The organism is Actinoplanes sp. NPDC019969 (assembly GCF_055562375.1).
The window spans coordinates 1-16,584 of the sequence record NZ_JBVHFK010000032.1; the positions used below are offsets into that span (position 1 = coordinate 1).

The following is a 16,584-nucleotide window of genomic DNA, read 5'->3' on the forward strand; positions in this document are numbered from 1 at the left end:
ATCCTCAACCCATCCCGAAAGATAGGCCGGGGTATTGCCATAATTGGCACTGGCTTATCAAGCACCCTGTTGAGTTCTCAAAGAACAACCGCACATCAACGTCGAGTCCGTCTGGACTCTCTGTCGAGGCAACCGCTCAAGTGTATCCGGTCGTTTTCGCCGCACAGAGTAGAACCCCTGTAAGCAACGCCCGAATGTTCCCCGCGATGCGGGAAGTGGTCCAAGCAGACCGGCCTAACTCGTCCGGCTCCCTGCTGGCTTAGCCACTCTACCCGGTCGGCCTCGCGTCCGCAAATCCAATTTCTTGGATCTATTTCCGCACCGCCCGGCGCCATGGTCGAGCATAACTCGCTTCCGGCCGCTCCCGGGGCACCTTCCGGATTGTCACTTTCGTGGCGCTCCGTACCGGTTTCCCGCTTGCAGAGAGAAAGTTACGCGACGCGGCCCGCGATCCGCAAATCGACGTTCATGCTCGTCAGGGGCGGCGAGGCGACACACGACGGTTCCGCTCCATGACAGAGTGGGGTCATGGCCAATCCACCGACACTGGCGGCCGACGCGTTCGTGGGTCTGCTCGTCCCACTCTGGCAGGTGGTGATCGGGCTACTTGTGCTGGTCACGGTCGTTCTCTCGGTGCGGAAGCTGCTGATGCGCGGCCCCACCCGGATGGGTGGGGCGCTCCTGCTGGCCGGCGCGGCGGTGCTCGCCCTGACCGCGATCAGCTACCTCGTCGAGAGTCTGTGACGCCGGATACACCTACTCAGAGCCTCCGGTTGGCGAGACTCGGAACCTCGGTCCGGATGGTGTCGAGGCGATCGAGGTCCAGGTCAGCGAAGGTGACGCCGACGGTGTCCGGCGCCTGAGCGAGCACGGTCCCCCACGGGTCGATGATCATGCTGCGACCGAAGCAGGTGCGGGACGGCTCGTGATCGCCGATCTGGCCGGCGGCGATCACGTAGCACTGGTTCTCGATCGCGCGAGCACGCAACAGCACCTCCCAGTGGTCCCGCCCGGTGTGCAGCATGAAGGCGGCCGGCACCACGAGGATCTTCGCGCCGTCGATGGCGAGCTTCCGGTACAGCTCAGGGAAACGCAGGTCGTAACAGATGCTCAGTCCGGTGGGCACGCCGGCGACCTCGGCGATGACGGTGTGCTCGCCGGGCGCCACGGTGCGGGACTCCTGGTAGGAGACTCGGCCGGCGATCTCCACGTCGTACAGATGGATCTTGCGGTAAGCCGCAACCCGCTCGCCGTCCGGTGCGAAGACCAGCGACGTGTTGTAGGTCCGGGCGGCGTCCGGGCCCGCCTCGTGGAACGAGCCGGCGTGCACCCAGATGCCGAGCTCCCGGGCGGCGGCGGCGAAGAAGGCGGCGAACTCGCCGTCGGCGGGTTCCGGTTTCGGGGCGTCGGCCGAGCGCCCGAGGAAGTCGACATACTCCGGGAGGATCGCGAACTCGGCGCCACCGGTGGCGGCCCGTTCGAGCAACCCCCGCGCCACGGCGAGGTTGTGGGCGCGGTCCTCCCGCGAGTTCAGCTGGCAAACGGCGACACGCATGAATTCGAGGGTACGGGCACCGGCCATGTTCCGTGGCACTCCGCGGACCGGGTAGGCGACGGATAGGGGCCCCACCTGGCCGGCGGCTCATGCATGCCGGAAACGGCGCTGCCGCCGCCCATGAGGGCGGCGGCAGCGGACGAACTGACGATCAGACGGGGTACGTCTCGTCAGGCGGACTTCTCCTCGCGCTCCGGGCGGCGACGGCGACCGGCGCCGAACTCGCGCGGGACGATCGTCGGAATCACGTTCTCCACGACGACTTCGCGGGTGATCAGGACCCGGGCGGCGTCGGGGTTGCTGGGCACCTCGAACATCACGTTCTGGAGGACCTCCTCCATGATCGCCCGGAGGCCGCGGGCGCCGGTGCCCCGCAGCATGGCCTGATCGGCGATGGCCTCGAGGGCGCCCTCGTCGAACTCCAGCTCGACGCCGTCGAGCTCGAAGAGACGCTGGTACTGCTTCACATACGCGTTCCGCGGCTCGGTGAGGATCTTGATGAGGGCGTCCCGGTCCAGGTTGCGGACCGTGGTGATCACCGGGAGACGGCCGATGAACTCGGGGATCAGGCCGAACTTGAGCATGTCCTCCGGCATCACCTTGCTGAAGATGTCGTCGGTGTTGCGCTCGGAGATCGACCGGAGGCGGGCGCCGAAGCCGACACCGCTCTGCCCGACCCGCTGCTCGATGATCCGGTCCAGGCCCGCGAAGGCGCCGCCCACGATGAACAGCACGTTCGTCGTGTCGATCTGGATGAACTCCTGGTGCGGGTGCTTGCGGCCGCCCTGGGGCGGGACGTTGGCGACCGTACCCTCGAGGATCTTGAGCAGGGCCTGCTGCACGCCCTCGCCGGAGACGTCCCGGGTGATCGACGGGTTCTCGCTCTTGCGAGCGATCTTGTCGACCTCGTCGATGTAGATGATGCCCTGCTCGGCGCGCTTGACGTCGTAGTCGGCGGCCTGGATGAGCTTGAGCAGGATGTTCTCGACGTCCTCGCCGACGTAACCGGCCTCGGTCAGCGCGGTGGCGTCCGCGATGGCGAACGGCACGTTGAGCATCCGGGCCAGGGTCTGCGCCAGATGCGTCTTACCGCAGCCGGTCGGACCGATCAGCATGATGTTGGACTTGGCCACCTCGACGTCGCTGCCCGCTCCGGGAGCGCCGTTCGACTCTGCCTGGATCCGCTTGTAGTGGTTGTAGACCGCGACGGACAGGGCCTTCTTCGCCTGCTCCTGGCCAACGACGTAGTTGTCCAGGAATTGGCAGATCTCCATCGGCTTGGGAAGCTCTTCCCACTTCACCTCGCCGGTCTCAGCCAGCTCTTCTTCGATGATCTCGTTGCAGAGGTCGATGCACTCGTCGCAGATGTAGACCCCAGGGCCTGCGATGAGCTTCTTGACCTGTTTCTGCGACTTCCCACAGAAGGAGCACTTGAGTAGGTCGCCACCGTCACCGATCCGTGCCACCTACGTTCTCCTTGCTGATCATTGGCCGGCCGACGACCGGACCTTGTCCGAGGACTGATTGCCTCGTTGCCATCTATCGTCCGCCGACCCGCGTAACTGAGGCTGCAGACTCGACGTTACCCGCTACCGGGCAGTTCTCCGACCCCCCAAAACGGGCGTGTCAGGGGTCGGCCAGTCTAGCGCTCCGCCGGCCGGCCCCTGACACCGCAGGCTCGGCGTCAGACGCCGGCTGTCTGCAGGCTCTTCTTCCGCGTCGCCAGGACGACATCGACGATGCCGTACTCCTTGGCCTCGTCCGCAGTCATGATCTTGTCGCGGTCGATGTCCTTGCGGACCTTCTCCACCGGCTGGGTGGAGTGGTGCGCGATCATCTCCTCCAGCTGGGTGCGCATGCGCATGATCTCGCGCGCCTGGATCTCGATGTCCGACCCCTGGCCGTAACCACCCTCGGTGGCCGGCTGGTGGATGATGATCCGCGAGTGCGGGAGCGCCATCCGCTTACCCGGGGTGCCACCGGCGAGCAGGACCGCCGCCGCGCTGGCCGCCTGGCCCAGGCAGACCGTGCTGATGTCGGGGCGCACGTACTGCATGGTGTCGTAGATCGCCGTCATGGCGGTGAACGAGCCACCGGGCGAGTTGATGTACATCAGGATGTCGCGGTCCGGGTCGGTGCTCTCCAGCGTCAGCAGCTGGGCCATCACGTCGTTGGCCGACGCGTCGTCCACCTGGACGCCGAGGAAGATGATCCGGTCCTCGAACATCTTGTTGTAGGGGTTGGACTCCTTGATGCCCCACGAGGTGCGCTCGGAGAACGAGGGCAGCACGTAGCGGTTGTGCACCGGAGCGAACCCGGGAGGCATGGAAAGGTCGGTCATGGTTCAGCTCCTCAGTTCAGCGTTCCGGCACCGTCCGGAACCTGCGTGGCCCCGGTGATCACCTTGTCGATGAAGCCATAGTCCTTCGCCTCCTCGGCCGTGAACCAGCGGTCCCGGTCGAAGTCGGCCGCGATCTGCTCCTGGGTCTGACCGGTGTGAAACGCGATCCGCTCCTGGAACATGCGCTTGGTGTAGAGCATCTGCTCCGCCTGGATGGCGATGTCGGCGGCGGTGCCGCCCATGCCGCCGGACGGCTGGTGCATCATGATGCGAGCGTGCGGCAGGGCGAAGCGCTTGCCCGGGGTGCCGGCGCAGAGCAGGAACTGCCCCATCGAGGCGGCCATGCCCATCGCGACGGTCTGCACGTCGTTGTCGATGAACTGCATCGTGTCGTAGATGGCCATACCCGAGTAGACAGAGCCGCCCGGGGAGTTGATCCACAGGTGGATGTCGGCCTCCGGGTCCTCGGCGGAGAGCAGCAGCAGCTGCGCGCAGATGCGGTTGGCGCTCGCATCGGTCACCTCGCTGCCGAGGAAGATGATCCGCTCGCGCAGCAGCCGGTTGAAGACCGAGTCGTCGAGGTTGCCACTCAGGGTGTCACCGCCGCGCCGCGACACGGGCCCGGTGGGGATGTGGAGATCGGTCATGGCAGCCCTTCACAGCTTGCTGTGTCGGCCGAGGGTCCGGCCGGCAGGTTGTCCGTCGTACGACCAACCTAACTGGTCGGATGCGCATCAGCTTCCCGCTCGGGCAGGTGTTCGCTGACAGCGCATCGCGTGGCCGTACCCAGCGAAAAAGACACCGGCCACCGCGCACCCGTGAGGGATGCGCGGTGGCCGGTGGAAGGCTTGCGGATCAGTGGTTGTGACCCGCGTGGTCGTCCTCGGTGCGCAGGTCGTCCAGCGAGAGGGTGTTGCCCTCGCTGTCCTTCATCGTGACCTGCTCCATCACGGAGGCGAGCGCCTTGCCCCGGCGCACGTCGCCGAAGACGGCGGCCGCGGCGCCCGAGCGGACGAGCTGGTCGTAGTACTGCTGGGGCTGCATCTGGGCACGCTGGGCCCGGTGCACGATCTCGTGACCGAACTCGTCGTCGGTGACCTGGACGTCCTCGGCGTCAGCGACCGTGTCGAGCAGGAGCTGGATCCGGACGCCCTCCTCGGCGGCCTCGGTCAGCTCCTGGTCGATCTGCTCCTCGGTCTTCTCCTCGGAGGCCAGGTAGTCCTGCAGGGTCGCGCCGATCCGCTCCAGCTGGTCGGTCATCGCCTGCTTGCGGCCCTCGACCTCGTCCTTGACGACGCCCTCGGGAGCCGGGATGTTCGCCGACTCGACGAGCTGCTTCAGGGCCTCGTCGCGGGCGGCGTAGATCTGCTCGACCTTCTTCACACGGGTGAGACGCGTCCGCAGGTCCTCGCGGAGCTCGTCGAGAGTGTCGAACTCGCTCGCCAGCTGGGCGAAGTCGTCGTCGATCTCGGGGAGCTGCTTGTCCTTGACGCTCTTCACCACGACCTTCACCTCGGCGTCGCGGCCGGCGAAGTCGCCGCCCACGAGCTGGGTGGTGAAGTCGGCCTCCTCGCCGGCGGACAGGCCGACGAGCACCTCGTCCAGACCGGGCAGCAGCTGCTTGCTGCCGACCTCGTGGGAGATGTTGGTGGCCGAGCCGCCCGGGACGTCCTCGCCGTCCACGGTGGCGTTCAGGTCCAGCTGGACGTAGTCACCCTCCGCAGCCGCGCGCTCGACGGTCTTCAGGGTGGCGAAGCGCTCACGCAGGCCGTTGATCTGCTCGTCGATCTCGTTGTCACCGATCTCGACGGCCGGAACCGTCACGGTGACACCGGAGAGATCGGGCACGGTGATCTCCGGGCGGACGTCGACCTCGGCCGTGAACTTCAGCGGCGCGTTGTCGGCGAACTCGGTGATCTCGACCTCGGGGCGGCCCAGGGTCTTGACGTCGTGCTCCTGGACCGCGGCGAGGATCTGCTGTGGGATCGCCTCCTGAACGGCCTCGTTCAGCACGGCGCCACGGCCGACCCGCTGGTCGATCACCGCCGCCGGAACCTTGCCCTTGCGGAAGCCCGGCACCTGGACCTGCGCGCCGATCTCCCGGTACGCCTTCTGCAGGCTCGGCTTGAGCTCCTCGAACGGCACCTCGATGGCGAGCTTCACCCGAGTCGGGCTCAGAGTCTCGACGGTGCTCTTCACAGGCGTACTCCTTGTTGCTGCGGATGTTGGTGTCAGTCGGGGTGGCGGGATTTGAACCCACGGCCCCTCGCTCCCAAAGCGAGTGCGCTACCAAGCTGCGCCACACCCCGTGGCGACGGCCAGTGTATGCGGTCGGCTCGCCCGCGTGTGCGCTGGAGTCACCTGCTGGGGAATCCGGTTCGCGCGGAGGGCAGATGATTCAGTAAGCTGTGCTCGAGCCCCGAGGTGATCGGGGATCACGCGGGCGTAGCTCAATGGTAGAGCCTCAGTCTTCCAAACTGATTACGCGAGTTCGATTCTCGTCGCCCGCTCCACTACGAAGGCCCAGGTCAGCGATGGTTTCGCTAGCCTGGGCCTTCGTCTTTCACCCGCCCGGATGATCTTGCGTGCCATTAGCGTGCCAGTAGCCGTCAGCTTCGGCCTTGCGACGACGCTTGCCGGGCTTGCCGCCGCCTTCGCCGTCTGTCGGCTTGCTGCCCTTCGCCCGCTTGCCTGCCTTCGCGCCCTTGCTGATCCGCTTGTCCATCGTGTCGGCGATTTCGCGGTCGCGGTCGCTCGTCGCGTGCTGGTAGATCAGCGCCGCGCGCATGCTCGCGTGACCCATCCGGTGCATCAGCTCTCGGGTGCTGGCGCCGCTCGCCGCCGCGATGTTGTTACCGGTGTGCCGCAGATCGTGGAAGTGGAAGCCCGCCGGCATCCCCGCGTCCGCCAGTGCCTTCGCCCAGCCCACGGCCCGCCGGAAGTTGCCGGTTCGTAGAGGCATGTCCTTGTCGCCGGTGAAGATCAGCGCTTCCGGGTCGGCGCCGGTGAACTTGGCCAGGTGGCCCGCCAGGGCTTTGCGGGCAACTGCCGGAAGAGCGACGACCCGGATGCCCGCCGCGGACTTCGGCGGACCGAACTCCAGGCCGCTTTTCAAAGCCGCCAACTTTCGCGGTACGCGCACCGTCCCGGCCGTCAGGTCGACATCGCAGCGGCGGAGCGCGGCCAGTTCTCCCCAGCGCAGGCCAGAAAATGCAGCGACGGTGATCAAGGCCACGTAACGCGGCGGCCAGCCGGGCGCCGCACGGGATCTCGACGACCTCGGTCAGGCCGGTCACGGTGTCGGTGCGGCGAAGCGGGAGCGGGCGTACGCAGACGCCGTTCCTCTCGGCGAGCAGGGTCAGCGCCTCCTTGGCGAGAGGCTGGCGCATTCGGGCGGCCCGCGAGCCGGGGCGAGGCTCGACGAGGGTCAGCGCGGCGGTTGGTGCTGGCTGGGTCACAGTGCGACCTCACGGGGTCGAGTCGGGAACGCAGTCGCGGGGACGGGAACCAGGCCGGGACGAAAGCGAGTCGGCATCTCGCCGCCCTTCTGCTCTGGCGTCTCCTGGACCGGCACGGCTGGCGCGATGTGGGCAGTCGGCGCGGTCGGCACTATCGGAGCGGCCGACGGCGCCGGGACGACGGGATTCACCGGCTCCGCCGGGGCAGCCGGGGACGCCGGGGCGCCGGCCAGCACAAGCTTGGACAGGCCGAGGAAGGCCAGGGCCGGGACGGCGGACAGCAGCCAGCCGGACAGACCCGGCTTGGCCACGGCGAGTTGTGCGGACAGGGACAGGCCCGCGGCGCAGACGAGCAGGAACATCGGGTAGCCGACCGATCCGCCGGTCCGGCGGCGCTGCCGGGTCACCAGCAGCGCCGCCATCGGGATCAGTTCGGAGATCACCGCGTTCGCCCAGCCGAACCACTCCCCCGTGCCCGCCGGGGAGTTGGCCATCGTCCAGTCCTTGACGTGGGTGAACGACGCGGCGCCCGCGAACCCGCCGACCGTGAGCAGGATGGCGACGAGGAGCGCGCCCTCGACGCGCTTCATCGGTCACCGCCGCGGGCGTAGGTGGCGGCCAGCTCGTCATCGAGGTAGGAGAAGCGGACCCGTACCGGCTCACGCACGCCGTCGAGGACGACGTAGCCGACGCCGGGCGAGGTCTCCGGGATGAGGTCGCACACCGCTCCCCTGTTCCGCGCTCCGTCGCCGAGGACCATGTCGGCCTGCTCCGCGGAGACGGTTCGCCCGCTGGCGCATTCGCTTGACGGCCTCCTCCAGGACGCCGGCCATGCTGTCCGGATCCTCGTAGGCGAAGCGGGTGAGCAGCGGAGCGCCCGCCGCCAGCTCCATGCCGCCCTTCGGGTCGAAGGCCCACACCTCGACCAGGCCGGACGCGATGCCACCGGCCAGCGAGCGGAGGATCGACCAGATCACCGAGCCCTTGCCGGAGTTCGTGGCGCCGGCGATCAGCACGTGCGAGCCGGTCAGCCTCAGGCGGTAGGCGGTGCCGTCCTCCCGTACGCCCAGATCAAGGTTGGAAAGGTCCGGCGAAGCCGGGACCGGAAGCGGCTGGACCATGCCGGCCAGCGGGTCGCGCCGGGCGAAGTGCAACACCACGCGGTCCGGGCGGTTTGCGGTGACGGCCCGCGCTGCACGCAACTGGAAGGTGTACGCGAGACGCGGCGCCGCCTTCGCCCAGTCGTCGGGGTGCTGGCCGGGCAGCAGGCGAACCGTCACCCGGTCGCCCCAGCGGTCCGACCGCACGCCGACGAGGCGGGGCACCCACCGATCGCCGCCGTGCATTCCGGCCAGGCCGCAGGCGGTCATGGCGGAAGTCCAACCGCGGCGGTAGATCCAGAGGCGCCGGACCTGGGCGACCGCTGGGTACCAGCCGAATCGCAGCCAGGACGCCGGATGCAGCCGCCACCAGGTGATGCCGCTGGCCACGAGGCCGAGGACGACACCCAGCAGCGTCGGCCAGCCCCGCGTCTCGGCGAGCCACCAGGACACGGCGGCCGGGCCAGTGATCCACCAGTAGAGGACGGCCAGAACCAGGGAGTGGAACGTGCCCCGGGTCAGCCACATGAAGGCGAGCAGCCAGCCCGGGATCCGCCATACCGGCAGGCGGGTGTTCAGCGGAGCGGTGGGGATCTTCTCCCCCGGGATCACGTTGATCAGCGGCATCCCCGCCACCCCCGGCCGATGCGGGTGGGACGGCCCAGGGAGCGGACGCACTGGCGGCAGGCCATGTGCCGCCGGTCGAAGCGTCGCGGGGTGACCCAGCGGCTGCACCATGGGCACAGGTAGGACCGCACCACCGACAGGTCTCCCCTGCCGGTGATCTCGCGCAGGCCCAGGACGAACCACGTCGTCATTCGGTTGGTCATGCGGATCTCCCCGTACGCAGGCGGGCAGCTTCTCGACGGGCAGCCGTAGCCAGCTCGGCGGCCTCCGGTGTGGTGGAGGCCGCACGCTCCAGCAGCTCGGCCTTGCGGTCGAACCAGGCGGCGCGCTCGGCGACCGGAGTGGTCAGGCTGGGGCGGTCCCGCAGGAGCGCGGACAGGTCGGCGGCGAAGGTGTGCAGGTCGGGGTGATTTACGGTGGGCACCAGGCCCTCCTTCTTCGAAAGTGGAGAGGGTCGCCGCGCGGGACGGGCCGGGACTCTTGGCGGGGAAACGGCCCGCCCGCGCAACCAGCGAGGAAGCCGTCAGGCGGAAGCGCCGACGACGGCGGGGCGGATGGCGGTGGCGCGCAGCGAGTACGCCATCCGGGATTTGCAGGAGCCGGTGCCCTTGCAGCGCTGGGAGTCGACGTACGGCGTCAGGGTGAGGCCGTCGAACTCGATGGCCGGCGGGTAGCCCGGCACGGCCGAAGCGGGCGGAACCGGCTGCTGCGGCGCGCAGATCTTGACCTTGACCTCGGTGGTACGGCCGAACTTGCCGGCGGCCGGGTCGAGGTCCAGGACCCGGACGACCCAGACGCGCTCGCCGGTCTCCTTGTCGCGGACCTGGTTGTCGGGGTCGTTGCGGCGCTCGAAGTCGACCGCGGCCTCCACGCCGAGGCAGAGCACGCCCGCCGGGAAGACGTAATCGAACGGGACCGGGACCTTCAACGTCAGCGGGACCATCTGGACATGACCTCCTGATCGCACGAACGTCAGCATGACATCCGCTTATGCTTACAAGTTAGGTCAGCATGTAAGCACGAGCAACGATCGATGTCCGTTCTTCAGATGGCGCAATGACCATTCAGGACAGCGGGTACGAGTCCTCGATCTCGTGACGGCTACCCGGCATGACGATCCGGGACGTCAGGATGGGGACACCGGACGACTGATGAGCGGTGATGACGACACTCAGGACAGCCTCGTCGGCCGGCACGTCCAAGGCGGTCGCCTCAGCCTCGTCGATCCGGCGGGCGGTAAGGCGCTCAGTCGCGTAGTCGGCGCGCAAGCTCTTCTTCGCCTTGATGTGCGCCAGGATGCTGCCGGTGATCGGCTCAGGGCGGATCACGTCGGTGCCGACCGCGATGTCCACCGGCACGAACGTCGAGATCAGGTCGATCGGGCCGGATGGCGAGATGGTGCGCCGGCGCCGCTCGTAGACCGGAGTGCCCTCCGGGATGCCCAGCGCGGCTGATACCCAAGGTGCGGCCAGGACGGGGCCGACGTGCAGGATCTCCGTCTCGGCCGTCTCGTCCAGGTCGATCGCGTCGTGCGCGTACTGCGGCGAGCTGCGCTCGGACGGCGGACGTCCACGCACGAAGCTGCCCTTGCCCTGATGGGATTCGATCCAGCCGTCCTGTTTCAGGATGCCCAGCGCCTTCAGCACTGTCGGGCGGGACACGTCGAACTCCGAGCACAGTTGGCTCTCGGACGGCAGGCCGGCGCCGGGAGCGTAGGTCCCGTCCTCGATGCGGCCGCGAAGCGCGTTCAGGACACGCAGGTATTTCGGCGTCGGAATCTCGTACGCCATTGGGGTCCACCCATCGGGCTCAATAGATCACAGCATGTTATTACAGGACGATAAGGCCTGTAAGGACGACTGAACAAGATGGCTCAGTCGGTCGGGTCCTCGACACCAGTCGTGTCCTTGAGCCAGCCGGACCAGCCTTTCGGAGTGCCAACCTGTTCCGGTCGTGAAGCGCCGGGCCAGCGTCTCGGCAGGCAGCCGTAGCGGCCGAAGACCCGCAGCGCGACCCGGCGCAGACTGCACGGGTCCTCTTCGCCGCAGACAGCACAGCGGCCGTCGGCGCTCGGCGCAGTATGGCGGTCGAGCTGCTCCTGAGCGAAGTCGAGTTGTTCCAGGACAGCAGCGGTCAAGAAGACGGTCATCGGTTGCTCTCGTTCTCGGGCCACCGGGTCAAGACGAGACGCGACGAAGACCGTCCTTGCGGACGAAGATCTCCCGGCGTTCTACCGCGTCGCCTGCGTCGTCGAGGGCGTAGCCGGTCAGCCACGCCCACCCGGGGTAGGTCGGCTTCGGGTCCACGGAGATGACCCGGAACAGCAGCCTCCGCGCGCCGCCGAACTGCACCGACGCACGGCCGTCGATGACCAGGACGTCACCGGGACGCGGGATCACGGGTCCTCCCAGCGGGGTTTGGGAAGGCACCGAGACGAGCGGGCATCCGTGGCCGGCACCCGTCCCGATGCCGGCTTACGAGGCCGTCTCCTCCGACGCATCGCGCCCACCGCAGTCCATGCAGGAACGGCGAGCCGTAACTCGCGCAGCCCGGCACGACTGCGCCAGCGCCCGCAGCGCGGTCCGGTGAGTCGAGTACTTCCACCCACGACCAGCGCAGGACCGGCAGCCCAACACGGCGTTCACCGGTCGCGAGACAACAGAGCCCGCATCGGCCGTGGCGTGAGAAGACGGGACCGAGGATGATCCAGAAGCGTTCGGAACTTCGGCATCACCGAGCATCAGATCCCCCAAGGCGACAGGCATTAGAGCTAGCTCTATACGACACCAGCACACCCGTGGCGTCAATAGAGCTAGCTCTAAAGTTGGGATTTCCTGGGCTAGGACTGGTAGAGATAGCTCAAGACAGCACCTGGCTTGGAGGAACAAGAGTGGGCATCGGGTACCGGGAGCTGGCCACACTCCTACGCCAGGCCATCCAGAAAGGCGACTTCCCCGAGGGGAGCACTCTCCCCAAGCAGGACGAGATCGCGACGACCCACGGCGTCAATATCAAGACGGTTCGCCAAGCCGTCCGGATGCTCGAAGCCGAGGGGCTCGTGACGCCTGTCCGCCGGCGCGGCACTGTCGTCCGGCCGCGCGTCGCGATGAAACGGCTCGGAACCGACCGCTACGCCAAGAGCAAATGGAAGTCCGGACTCGTCGCCTTTGCGGCCGACCGTGAGGCAACCGGTCGGGCATGGAAGCCAGGCGACCAGACCAACGAGGTTCGCAAAGTCGAGGCTGATGCGGAGGTCGCCGAGGCTCTTGGCCTCGAACCAGGAGACCCGGTCTACGAGCGCGCTCGGCTGGTCAAGGAGACCGGCGTTCCCACTCACACGCTCACCAGCTACTACCGGCCCGAAGACGTGGCCGGGACGATCCTCGTCGACCCGACGCCGGGGCCGGCGGGGCGCGGCGGTGGCTTCGCCATCCTCACCGAGCGCGGGTTGGAGCCGGACAGCATCACGGAGACAGTCCGAGCACGGATGCCAACACCGGACGAGACCGAACTTCTACAACTACCAGCAGGTGAGCCCGTGATGGTTCTTCACCGAACGACCTTCACCAGCAGCGGAAGGGCGGTCGAGTTCGCCCGCGGTGTCCACGCCGCGTCGCGCTTCACATGGTCGTACACCTTCAAGATCCCCGACTGAGAGAAGATAATGACGTCAGTTTCCGCAACCATCCCGGCCGAGCACCGCGAGGACGTCGAACGGCTGTGGAACTACCACAACATGGGTCATGAGATCGGACCCGCCGATGTAGGTATCGGCCTCGGTAGCCACGACCTGGGCGTAGCGAAGATCGCGACCAACCTGTACTTGGAGAACATGTACCCGTGGCTGCTCTTCACCGGCGCGAACGCGCCAACCACAGTCGAGACGTTTCCCCGCGGTGAAGCTGTTCACTACCGTGAGTACGCAATCGAGAACGGCGTACCCGCTGACGCGGTACTTGTCGAAACGCACGCCAGGAACACGAGTCAAAACCTTGATTACGCGCGGACCCTCCTAGAGCAGGCTGGAATCGAGGCACGTTCGGTCATCTTGATGTCACGCCCATATCAACAGCGTCGCGCTTACGCTACCTGTAAGAAAATCTGGCCCGAGGTCAGCGTCACCTGCGCCTCCCTCCACATGTCCCTCGACGACTACGTTGCAAGCATCGGTAATACAAAAAAGGTGATCGACATGATCGTCGGGGACACTCAACGGATTGAGAAATACGCAACTCTTGGATTCACTATTCCTCAGATTCTTCCGGAGGGTGTGCGAGAATCATTCGATCGGCTGACCCGCGCTGGGTACACCAGCCGACTCATCCAGTAAACGATCCCTTCGACTGCGCAGCTCCTCAGAATGCCACTTGAGTATCTTTGCTCAGGTAAGAGGCTACGACTGCCACGGCCATGGCAACTGATTCAGATTGCAGATCTTTTGCACGGTTACTGCCGTTGCCTTCTCAATAGACATGGCCAACTGCTCCACCAAATTACTATAGTTGTCCACATCTAAATAGGTAGCGTTTGCCGAGATGTCACCGTGAGCAATAGCATTGCGAGTAGAAACAAGGCCATTGATTCTGCCGAGCAGATCGATCGCACCCTCGTTCCTGAGAAAATCGTCAATGTCTACGCCAAGAATACTGAGGAATTGCCTCACCTCCTTCGATCCCGGATTGCTCATCTCCGCACATACGGTCCTAGGTCGCAACATGGTCGTAGTAAGGCATGAGTCGGTGGCCCAAAGACCCGCTTCGCGCTGGAACATTTGCTCAATCCGTGGCGCGCGGGCATTGCGATCTTTGAGCTGCTCTATAGTTTTTAGGTGCTCCTCTACATGCAGCGCACGCAGCGTTAAGGGAAGTTGCGCCACTGGCGTACGGAGCTGAGCCATAGTATCGAGGGCTTCAATGACAAGGTCCTCTAAAAATCCTTCAAGATGCGCACAGAGCAAGACGAGGCATGCTCGGTTCACGGCATTACTGGTGGACGTTTGCGTCGAATCACCGTTTCGCGCAGGGTCCATTTGCGCAAGCAGGTGCACTTCGCCCAACCGGATCGCGAGGTCTGTTAGGGCAGCCGATGTCATTCGCTCAGGAGCTCCGGCAAGCTGACAACGATCCCCAACCCTCGAAGCATCTCGGCGTACGTCCGAACCCGTCCATGCATCCGCGCGCGAGCTGCTGTAGCACGCCCGATGGAGCGAACGAACTCCTCGTCCCCGAGTAGTGCAGTATGCGCTTCTCTCACCTTACTCCCGAGCCGGATCACAGCACTTCGGTCGGCGTATGCCAAGGCGAGCGTTACAGCATCGAAGAGTGCGCGGTTGATGCTCCGCGACGGCTTCCCTTCCTTCAATGTTCTAAAAGCCGTCGACCCGAACACTTTGTCCACGGTCTTAATCACATCCGAGAAAGTGTTGACTACAGAGGCGTCAGGCTCCTCGTTGCGATGCAGGCGCATGTATTCGTTGAGAAACTGCGTAAGAGGCTCCTTATAGCCGGGCAAGTCTGCATACAGACTAAAGAACCGAAGAGCGATCTCTTCATTCCTCATACGAGAGTCCTCACCTCCCCCCAGCACCGATCTAAAAAGGGAATCGGCGGCGAGGCGATGAAGAGCGTCGTTTAACTTCCCACGGTAAATACAGTTTCGGAGTTCTTGAGGAGTCAGCTTAACCGCGCCCGTATTTAGGCGCTCAAAGACATCAAATTTGATATCAGGATGAGACTCATCAGTAATCACTACGAAACGGAGCGTTCGAGACTCAATCCGCCTACGGTCTCTAGCTGGAAGCTCCTCGAACGTGCGTCCGTTCAATTCGCTCAAAACCGACAAGCCGCGTAGTTGAAAGTCGTTCTTGAGAAATCTCACGATTGAGTGCACTCGCTGCAACCCGTCAATAACCTCCCAACTTCCATCTTCATTCTCCGCGAAGTAGCAGACCGGAATCGGCACGTTGAGGAGAAGCGACTCTACAAGCCGACTAGCTTTGGCATCGTCCCAAACATATTCCCGTTGATACTCGACTTCAATAAGAAGGATCTTCTTCTTGTCGACGTGATATGCAAGCTGATCTACGGAATAGTCGTACGGCTGCGTAACGAGCTTTCGCTCACCTGCCACGAGATCGAGCGGTTCGAACAGATCCTCTTCGTCGTTCTCGAAATCCTGATCCAGAGCAGACTCCGACATTACACGCCTTCCAGTTGGGCGGCTTGACCCTCCACCGGAAGGATTGCCACTCTCGACACCTAAAAGTACCGTTGCCCTGCGGCCAAGTAACATGATGACCGTATTCGGTAGCGGAACACCCCGAGTTGAGCTATTGCCATCCCCAGGATCGGCGGCAAGGGTCGTCGACTCGGTACTGACTACCTTGCCCGAAAGCCCGTAGCACCTCAAGTCTGCCGAATTGATCTCTTCTGGATCAAGGCGCCGCGCAAGCGCGTCGCGGGCCGGCCCGCTCGGCCTGCTGGCGGGCTCCGCCCGGCATCGGCCGGCGCACCGGCCAACTCCTGTCAGCTGCTCCGTGCCAGACAGGTGATGATCTGGTCAGACTCGATGTTCAGGACCCCAATGAACCGCATCGGTTCCACAAGCGGTCCTCGGACGAACACAACGCACACGTCCCCCGCCTGCTGGTCAAGGGTGTGGAAGAAGTCCGACCAGCCCATCCACGACGAGTCCTCGGGGTTCTCGTAGCCGTCGAAGCGGAAGCGCCACACATCGAGAACTTCCGCTGCCGGTATGACCCTGGCCTGAATCGCCGCATCCGGTGTTCGGCTTAAGAAGGCGAGAAGTTTGCTCGTCGGGCTGTCCGGCGGATCCTCTGACGTTGCCGCCGTAGCAAGAGCCAGGATCTTTGCGTACTCCACGCCGTAGCTTCGCATCCAGCGCACGAGTCTGAGCAGAGGTGGCAGCGGTCGTCGTGGTGGGTTGGGCTGACGACCGTAACGTGCTGCCGCACCGCTTCGCGGCTTGCCACCGAAACGATGGTCACTGCGGGCGGAGCGCTGGCGGGTGTGGGCCGGCGGCACAGTCCGTGCCAGGAGCGTGCCATTAGGCCGTGCCGTTGGTGGGCTCCAGCGGTCATGATCGGGCAGTCGTGATCATGCCGCGAGCAGGCAATTCGGGCGGATCATGACAGCGGTTAGCGATCTTCCAAACTGATTACGCGAGTTCGATTCTCGTCGCCCGCTCGGTAGGAACGGCCCAGGTCAGGGGTTTTCCCGGACCTGGGCCGTTTGCTTTCACCCGGTAGTGGATCTTGTGGGGCGTGGGTTGGCTTCTGGCCCTGGTGGGCCTTCCCCGCCGCGGAAATCCGCCGGCTCAGGCTCTCAGCGATCTGCCAGGCCGGTCGCTGCTCGCGTGACCCGTCCGATGCATCAGTTCCGGAGCGCTGGGTCACGTCCACGGAAGTGGTGTATGAACCGGACTTCCGGGACAAAGAGGCGGCCACCGCAGATCCTTCGGATTGTCTAGATCACGAAGGGGAGA

The 16,584-nt window shown here is 65.3% G+C and carries 20 protein-coding genes and 2 tRNA genes; 4 read left to right on the forward strand and 18 right to left on the reverse strand.

Annotation, left to right across the window (positions count from 1 at the left end):
• The first annotated feature begins 528 nt into the window (after window positions 1-528).
• Window positions 529-744 carry a hypothetical protein gene (locus ACZ3II_RS43295; RefSeq protein ID WP_465526702.1) on the forward strand — a complete coding sequence of 72 codons (216 nt, stop codon included), beginning with the start codon at window positions 529-531 and terminating at the stop codon, window positions 742-744.
• A gap of 16 nt (window positions 745-760) precedes the next feature.
• Here the strand turns inward: ACZ3II_RS43295 and ACZ3II_RS43300 are convergent, their stop codons facing one another.
• From ACZ3II_RS43300 to ACZ3II_RS43325, 6 genes are all read right to left on the reverse strand, one after another.
• A complete protein-coding gene (locus ACZ3II_RS43300; protein WP_465526703.1) occupies window positions 761-1,555 on the reverse strand; it encodes a carbon-nitrogen hydrolase family protein in 795 nt (264 codons plus the stop codon).
• 170 nt (window positions 1,556-1,725) lie between these two features.
• Window positions 1,726-3,021: an ATP-dependent Clp protease ATP-binding subunit ClpX gene (gene clpX, locus ACZ3II_RS43305; RefSeq protein ID WP_465526705.1), complete on the reverse strand. Its 1,296-nt coding sequence runs from the start codon at window positions 3,019-3,021 to the stop codon at window positions 1,726-1,728.
• 218 nt (window positions 3,022-3,239) lie between these two features.
• Window positions 3,240-3,896 (reverse strand): ATP-dependent Clp protease proteolytic subunit, encoded by a 657-nt coding sequence (locus ACZ3II_RS43310; protein ID WP_465526707.1) that lies wholly within the window; start codon window positions 3,894-3,896, stop codon window positions 3,240-3,242.
• 11 nt (window positions 3,897-3,907) lie between these two features.
• On the reverse strand, window positions 3,908-4,543 hold the full coding sequence (locus tag ACZ3II_RS43315) for a ClpP family protease (protein ID WP_043528011.1): 636 nt from the start codon (window positions 4,541-4,543) through the stop codon (window positions 3,908-3,910).
• A 208-nt stretch (window positions 4,544-4,751) separates the two neighbouring features.
• Entirely contained in the window at window positions 4,752-6,095 is a 1,344-nt protein-coding gene (tig, locus tag ACZ3II_RS43320; protein WP_465526710.1) for a trigger factor, read from the reverse strand.
• A gap of 36 nt (window positions 6,096-6,131) precedes the next feature.
• Window positions 6,132-6,205: transfer RNA gene (locus ACZ3II_RS43325), tRNA-Pro, on the reverse strand.
• 130 nt (window positions 6,206-6,335) lie between these two features.
• Here ACZ3II_RS43325 and ACZ3II_RS43330 point away from each other — a divergent pair.
• Window positions 6,336-6,409, forward strand: a tRNA-Gly gene (locus tag ACZ3II_RS43330).
• A 50-nt stretch (window positions 6,410-6,459) separates the two neighbouring features.
• Here the strand turns inward: ACZ3II_RS43330 and ACZ3II_RS43335 are convergent.
• From ACZ3II_RS43335 to ACZ3II_RS43375, 9 genes are all read right to left on the reverse strand, one after another.
• Complete coding sequence (locus ACZ3II_RS43335; protein WP_465526712.1) at window positions 6,460-7,131, reverse strand: tyrosine-type recombinase/integrase; 672 nt, start codon at window positions 7,129-7,131, stop codon at window positions 6,460-6,462.
• Between the two features lie 219 nt (window positions 7,132-7,350).
• The gene (locus ACZ3II_RS43340) at window positions 7,351-7,944 is read right to left on the reverse strand and encodes a DUF2637 domain-containing protein (RefSeq protein ID WP_465526714.1); all 594 of its coding nucleotides are present in this window, start codon (window positions 7,942-7,944) and stop codon (window positions 7,351-7,353) included.
• A 69-nt stretch (window positions 7,945-8,013) separates the two neighbouring features.
• A complete protein-coding gene (locus tag ACZ3II_RS43345; RefSeq protein WP_465526715.1) occupies window positions 8,014-9,081 on the reverse strand; it encodes an FtsK/SpoIIIE domain-containing protein in 1,068 nt (355 codons plus the stop codon).
• A complete protein-coding gene (locus ACZ3II_RS43350; RefSeq protein WP_465526717.1) occupies window positions 9,072-9,284 on the reverse strand; it encodes a hypothetical protein in 213 nt (70 codons plus the stop codon). The genes ACZ3II_RS43345 and ACZ3II_RS43350 overlap by 10 nt, the downstream gene beginning before the upstream one ends.
• Window positions 9,281-9,505 (reverse strand): hypothetical protein, encoded by a 225-nt coding sequence (locus ACZ3II_RS43355; protein ID WP_465526719.1) that lies wholly within the window; start codon window positions 9,503-9,505, stop codon window positions 9,281-9,283. The genes ACZ3II_RS43350 and ACZ3II_RS43355 overlap by 4 nt, the downstream gene beginning before the upstream one ends.
• A gap of 99 nt (window positions 9,506-9,604) precedes the next feature.
• Complete coding sequence (locus tag ACZ3II_RS43360; protein ID WP_465526737.1) at window positions 9,605-10,024, reverse strand: hypothetical protein; 420 nt, start codon at window positions 10,022-10,024, stop codon at window positions 9,605-9,607.
• Between the two features lie 121 nt (window positions 10,025-10,145).
• Window positions 10,146-10,871, reverse strand: a complete 726-nt coding sequence (locus ACZ3II_RS43365) for a GntR family transcriptional regulator (protein WP_465526721.1) — start codon at window positions 10,869-10,871, stop codon at window positions 10,146-10,148.
• Window positions 10,872-10,954: 83 nt separating this feature from the next.
• Window positions 10,955-11,230, reverse strand: a complete 276-nt coding sequence (locus ACZ3II_RS43370; protein ID WP_465526723.1) for a hypothetical protein — start codon at window positions 11,228-11,230, stop codon at window positions 10,955-10,957.
• A gap of 28 nt (window positions 11,231-11,258) precedes the next feature.
• Window positions 11,259-11,480 (reverse strand): hypothetical protein, encoded by a 222-nt coding sequence (locus ACZ3II_RS43375; protein ID WP_465526725.1) that lies wholly within the window; start codon window positions 11,478-11,480, stop codon window positions 11,259-11,261.
• A gap of 491 nt (window positions 11,481-11,971) precedes the next feature.
• On the opposite strand from ACZ3II_RS43375, the gene ACZ3II_RS43380 reads away from it, so the two are divergent.
• Together ACZ3II_RS43380 and ACZ3II_RS43385 are read left to right on the forward strand one after the other, a co-directional pair.
• Window positions 11,972-12,736 carry a GntR family transcriptional regulator gene (locus ACZ3II_RS43380; protein ID WP_465526727.1) on the forward strand — a complete coding sequence of 255 codons (765 nt, stop codon included), beginning with the start codon at window positions 11,972-11,974 and terminating at the stop codon, window positions 12,734-12,736.
• Between the two features lie 9 nt (window positions 12,737-12,745).
• A complete protein-coding gene (locus tag ACZ3II_RS43385) occupies window positions 12,746-13,411 on the forward strand; it encodes a YdcF family protein (RefSeq protein WP_465526729.1) in 666 nt (221 codons plus the stop codon).
• Between the two features lie 63 nt (window positions 13,412-13,474).
• Here ACZ3II_RS43385 and ACZ3II_RS43390 read toward each other — a convergent pair whose 3' ends face one another.
• From ACZ3II_RS43390 to ACZ3II_RS43400, 3 genes are all read right to left on the reverse strand, one after another.
• Complete coding sequence (locus tag ACZ3II_RS43390; RefSeq protein WP_465526731.1) at window positions 13,475-14,173, reverse strand: MAE_28990/MAE_18760 family HEPN-like nuclease; 699 nt, start codon at window positions 14,171-14,173, stop codon at window positions 13,475-13,477.
• The gene (locus ACZ3II_RS43395) at window positions 14,170-15,279 is read right to left on the reverse strand and encodes a GmrSD restriction endonuclease domain-containing protein (RefSeq protein ID WP_465526733.1); all 1,110 of its coding nucleotides are present in this window, start codon (window positions 15,277-15,279) and stop codon (window positions 14,170-14,172) included. The genes ACZ3II_RS43390 and ACZ3II_RS43395 overlap by 4 nt, the downstream gene beginning before the upstream one ends.
• A gap of 326 nt (window positions 15,280-15,605) precedes the next feature.
• Window positions 15,606-15,962, reverse strand: coding sequence for a hypothetical protein (locus ACZ3II_RS43400; protein ID WP_465526735.1), 357 nt, complete (start codon window positions 15,960-15,962; stop codon window positions 15,606-15,608).
• Window positions 15,963-16,584: the final 622 nt, after the last annotated feature.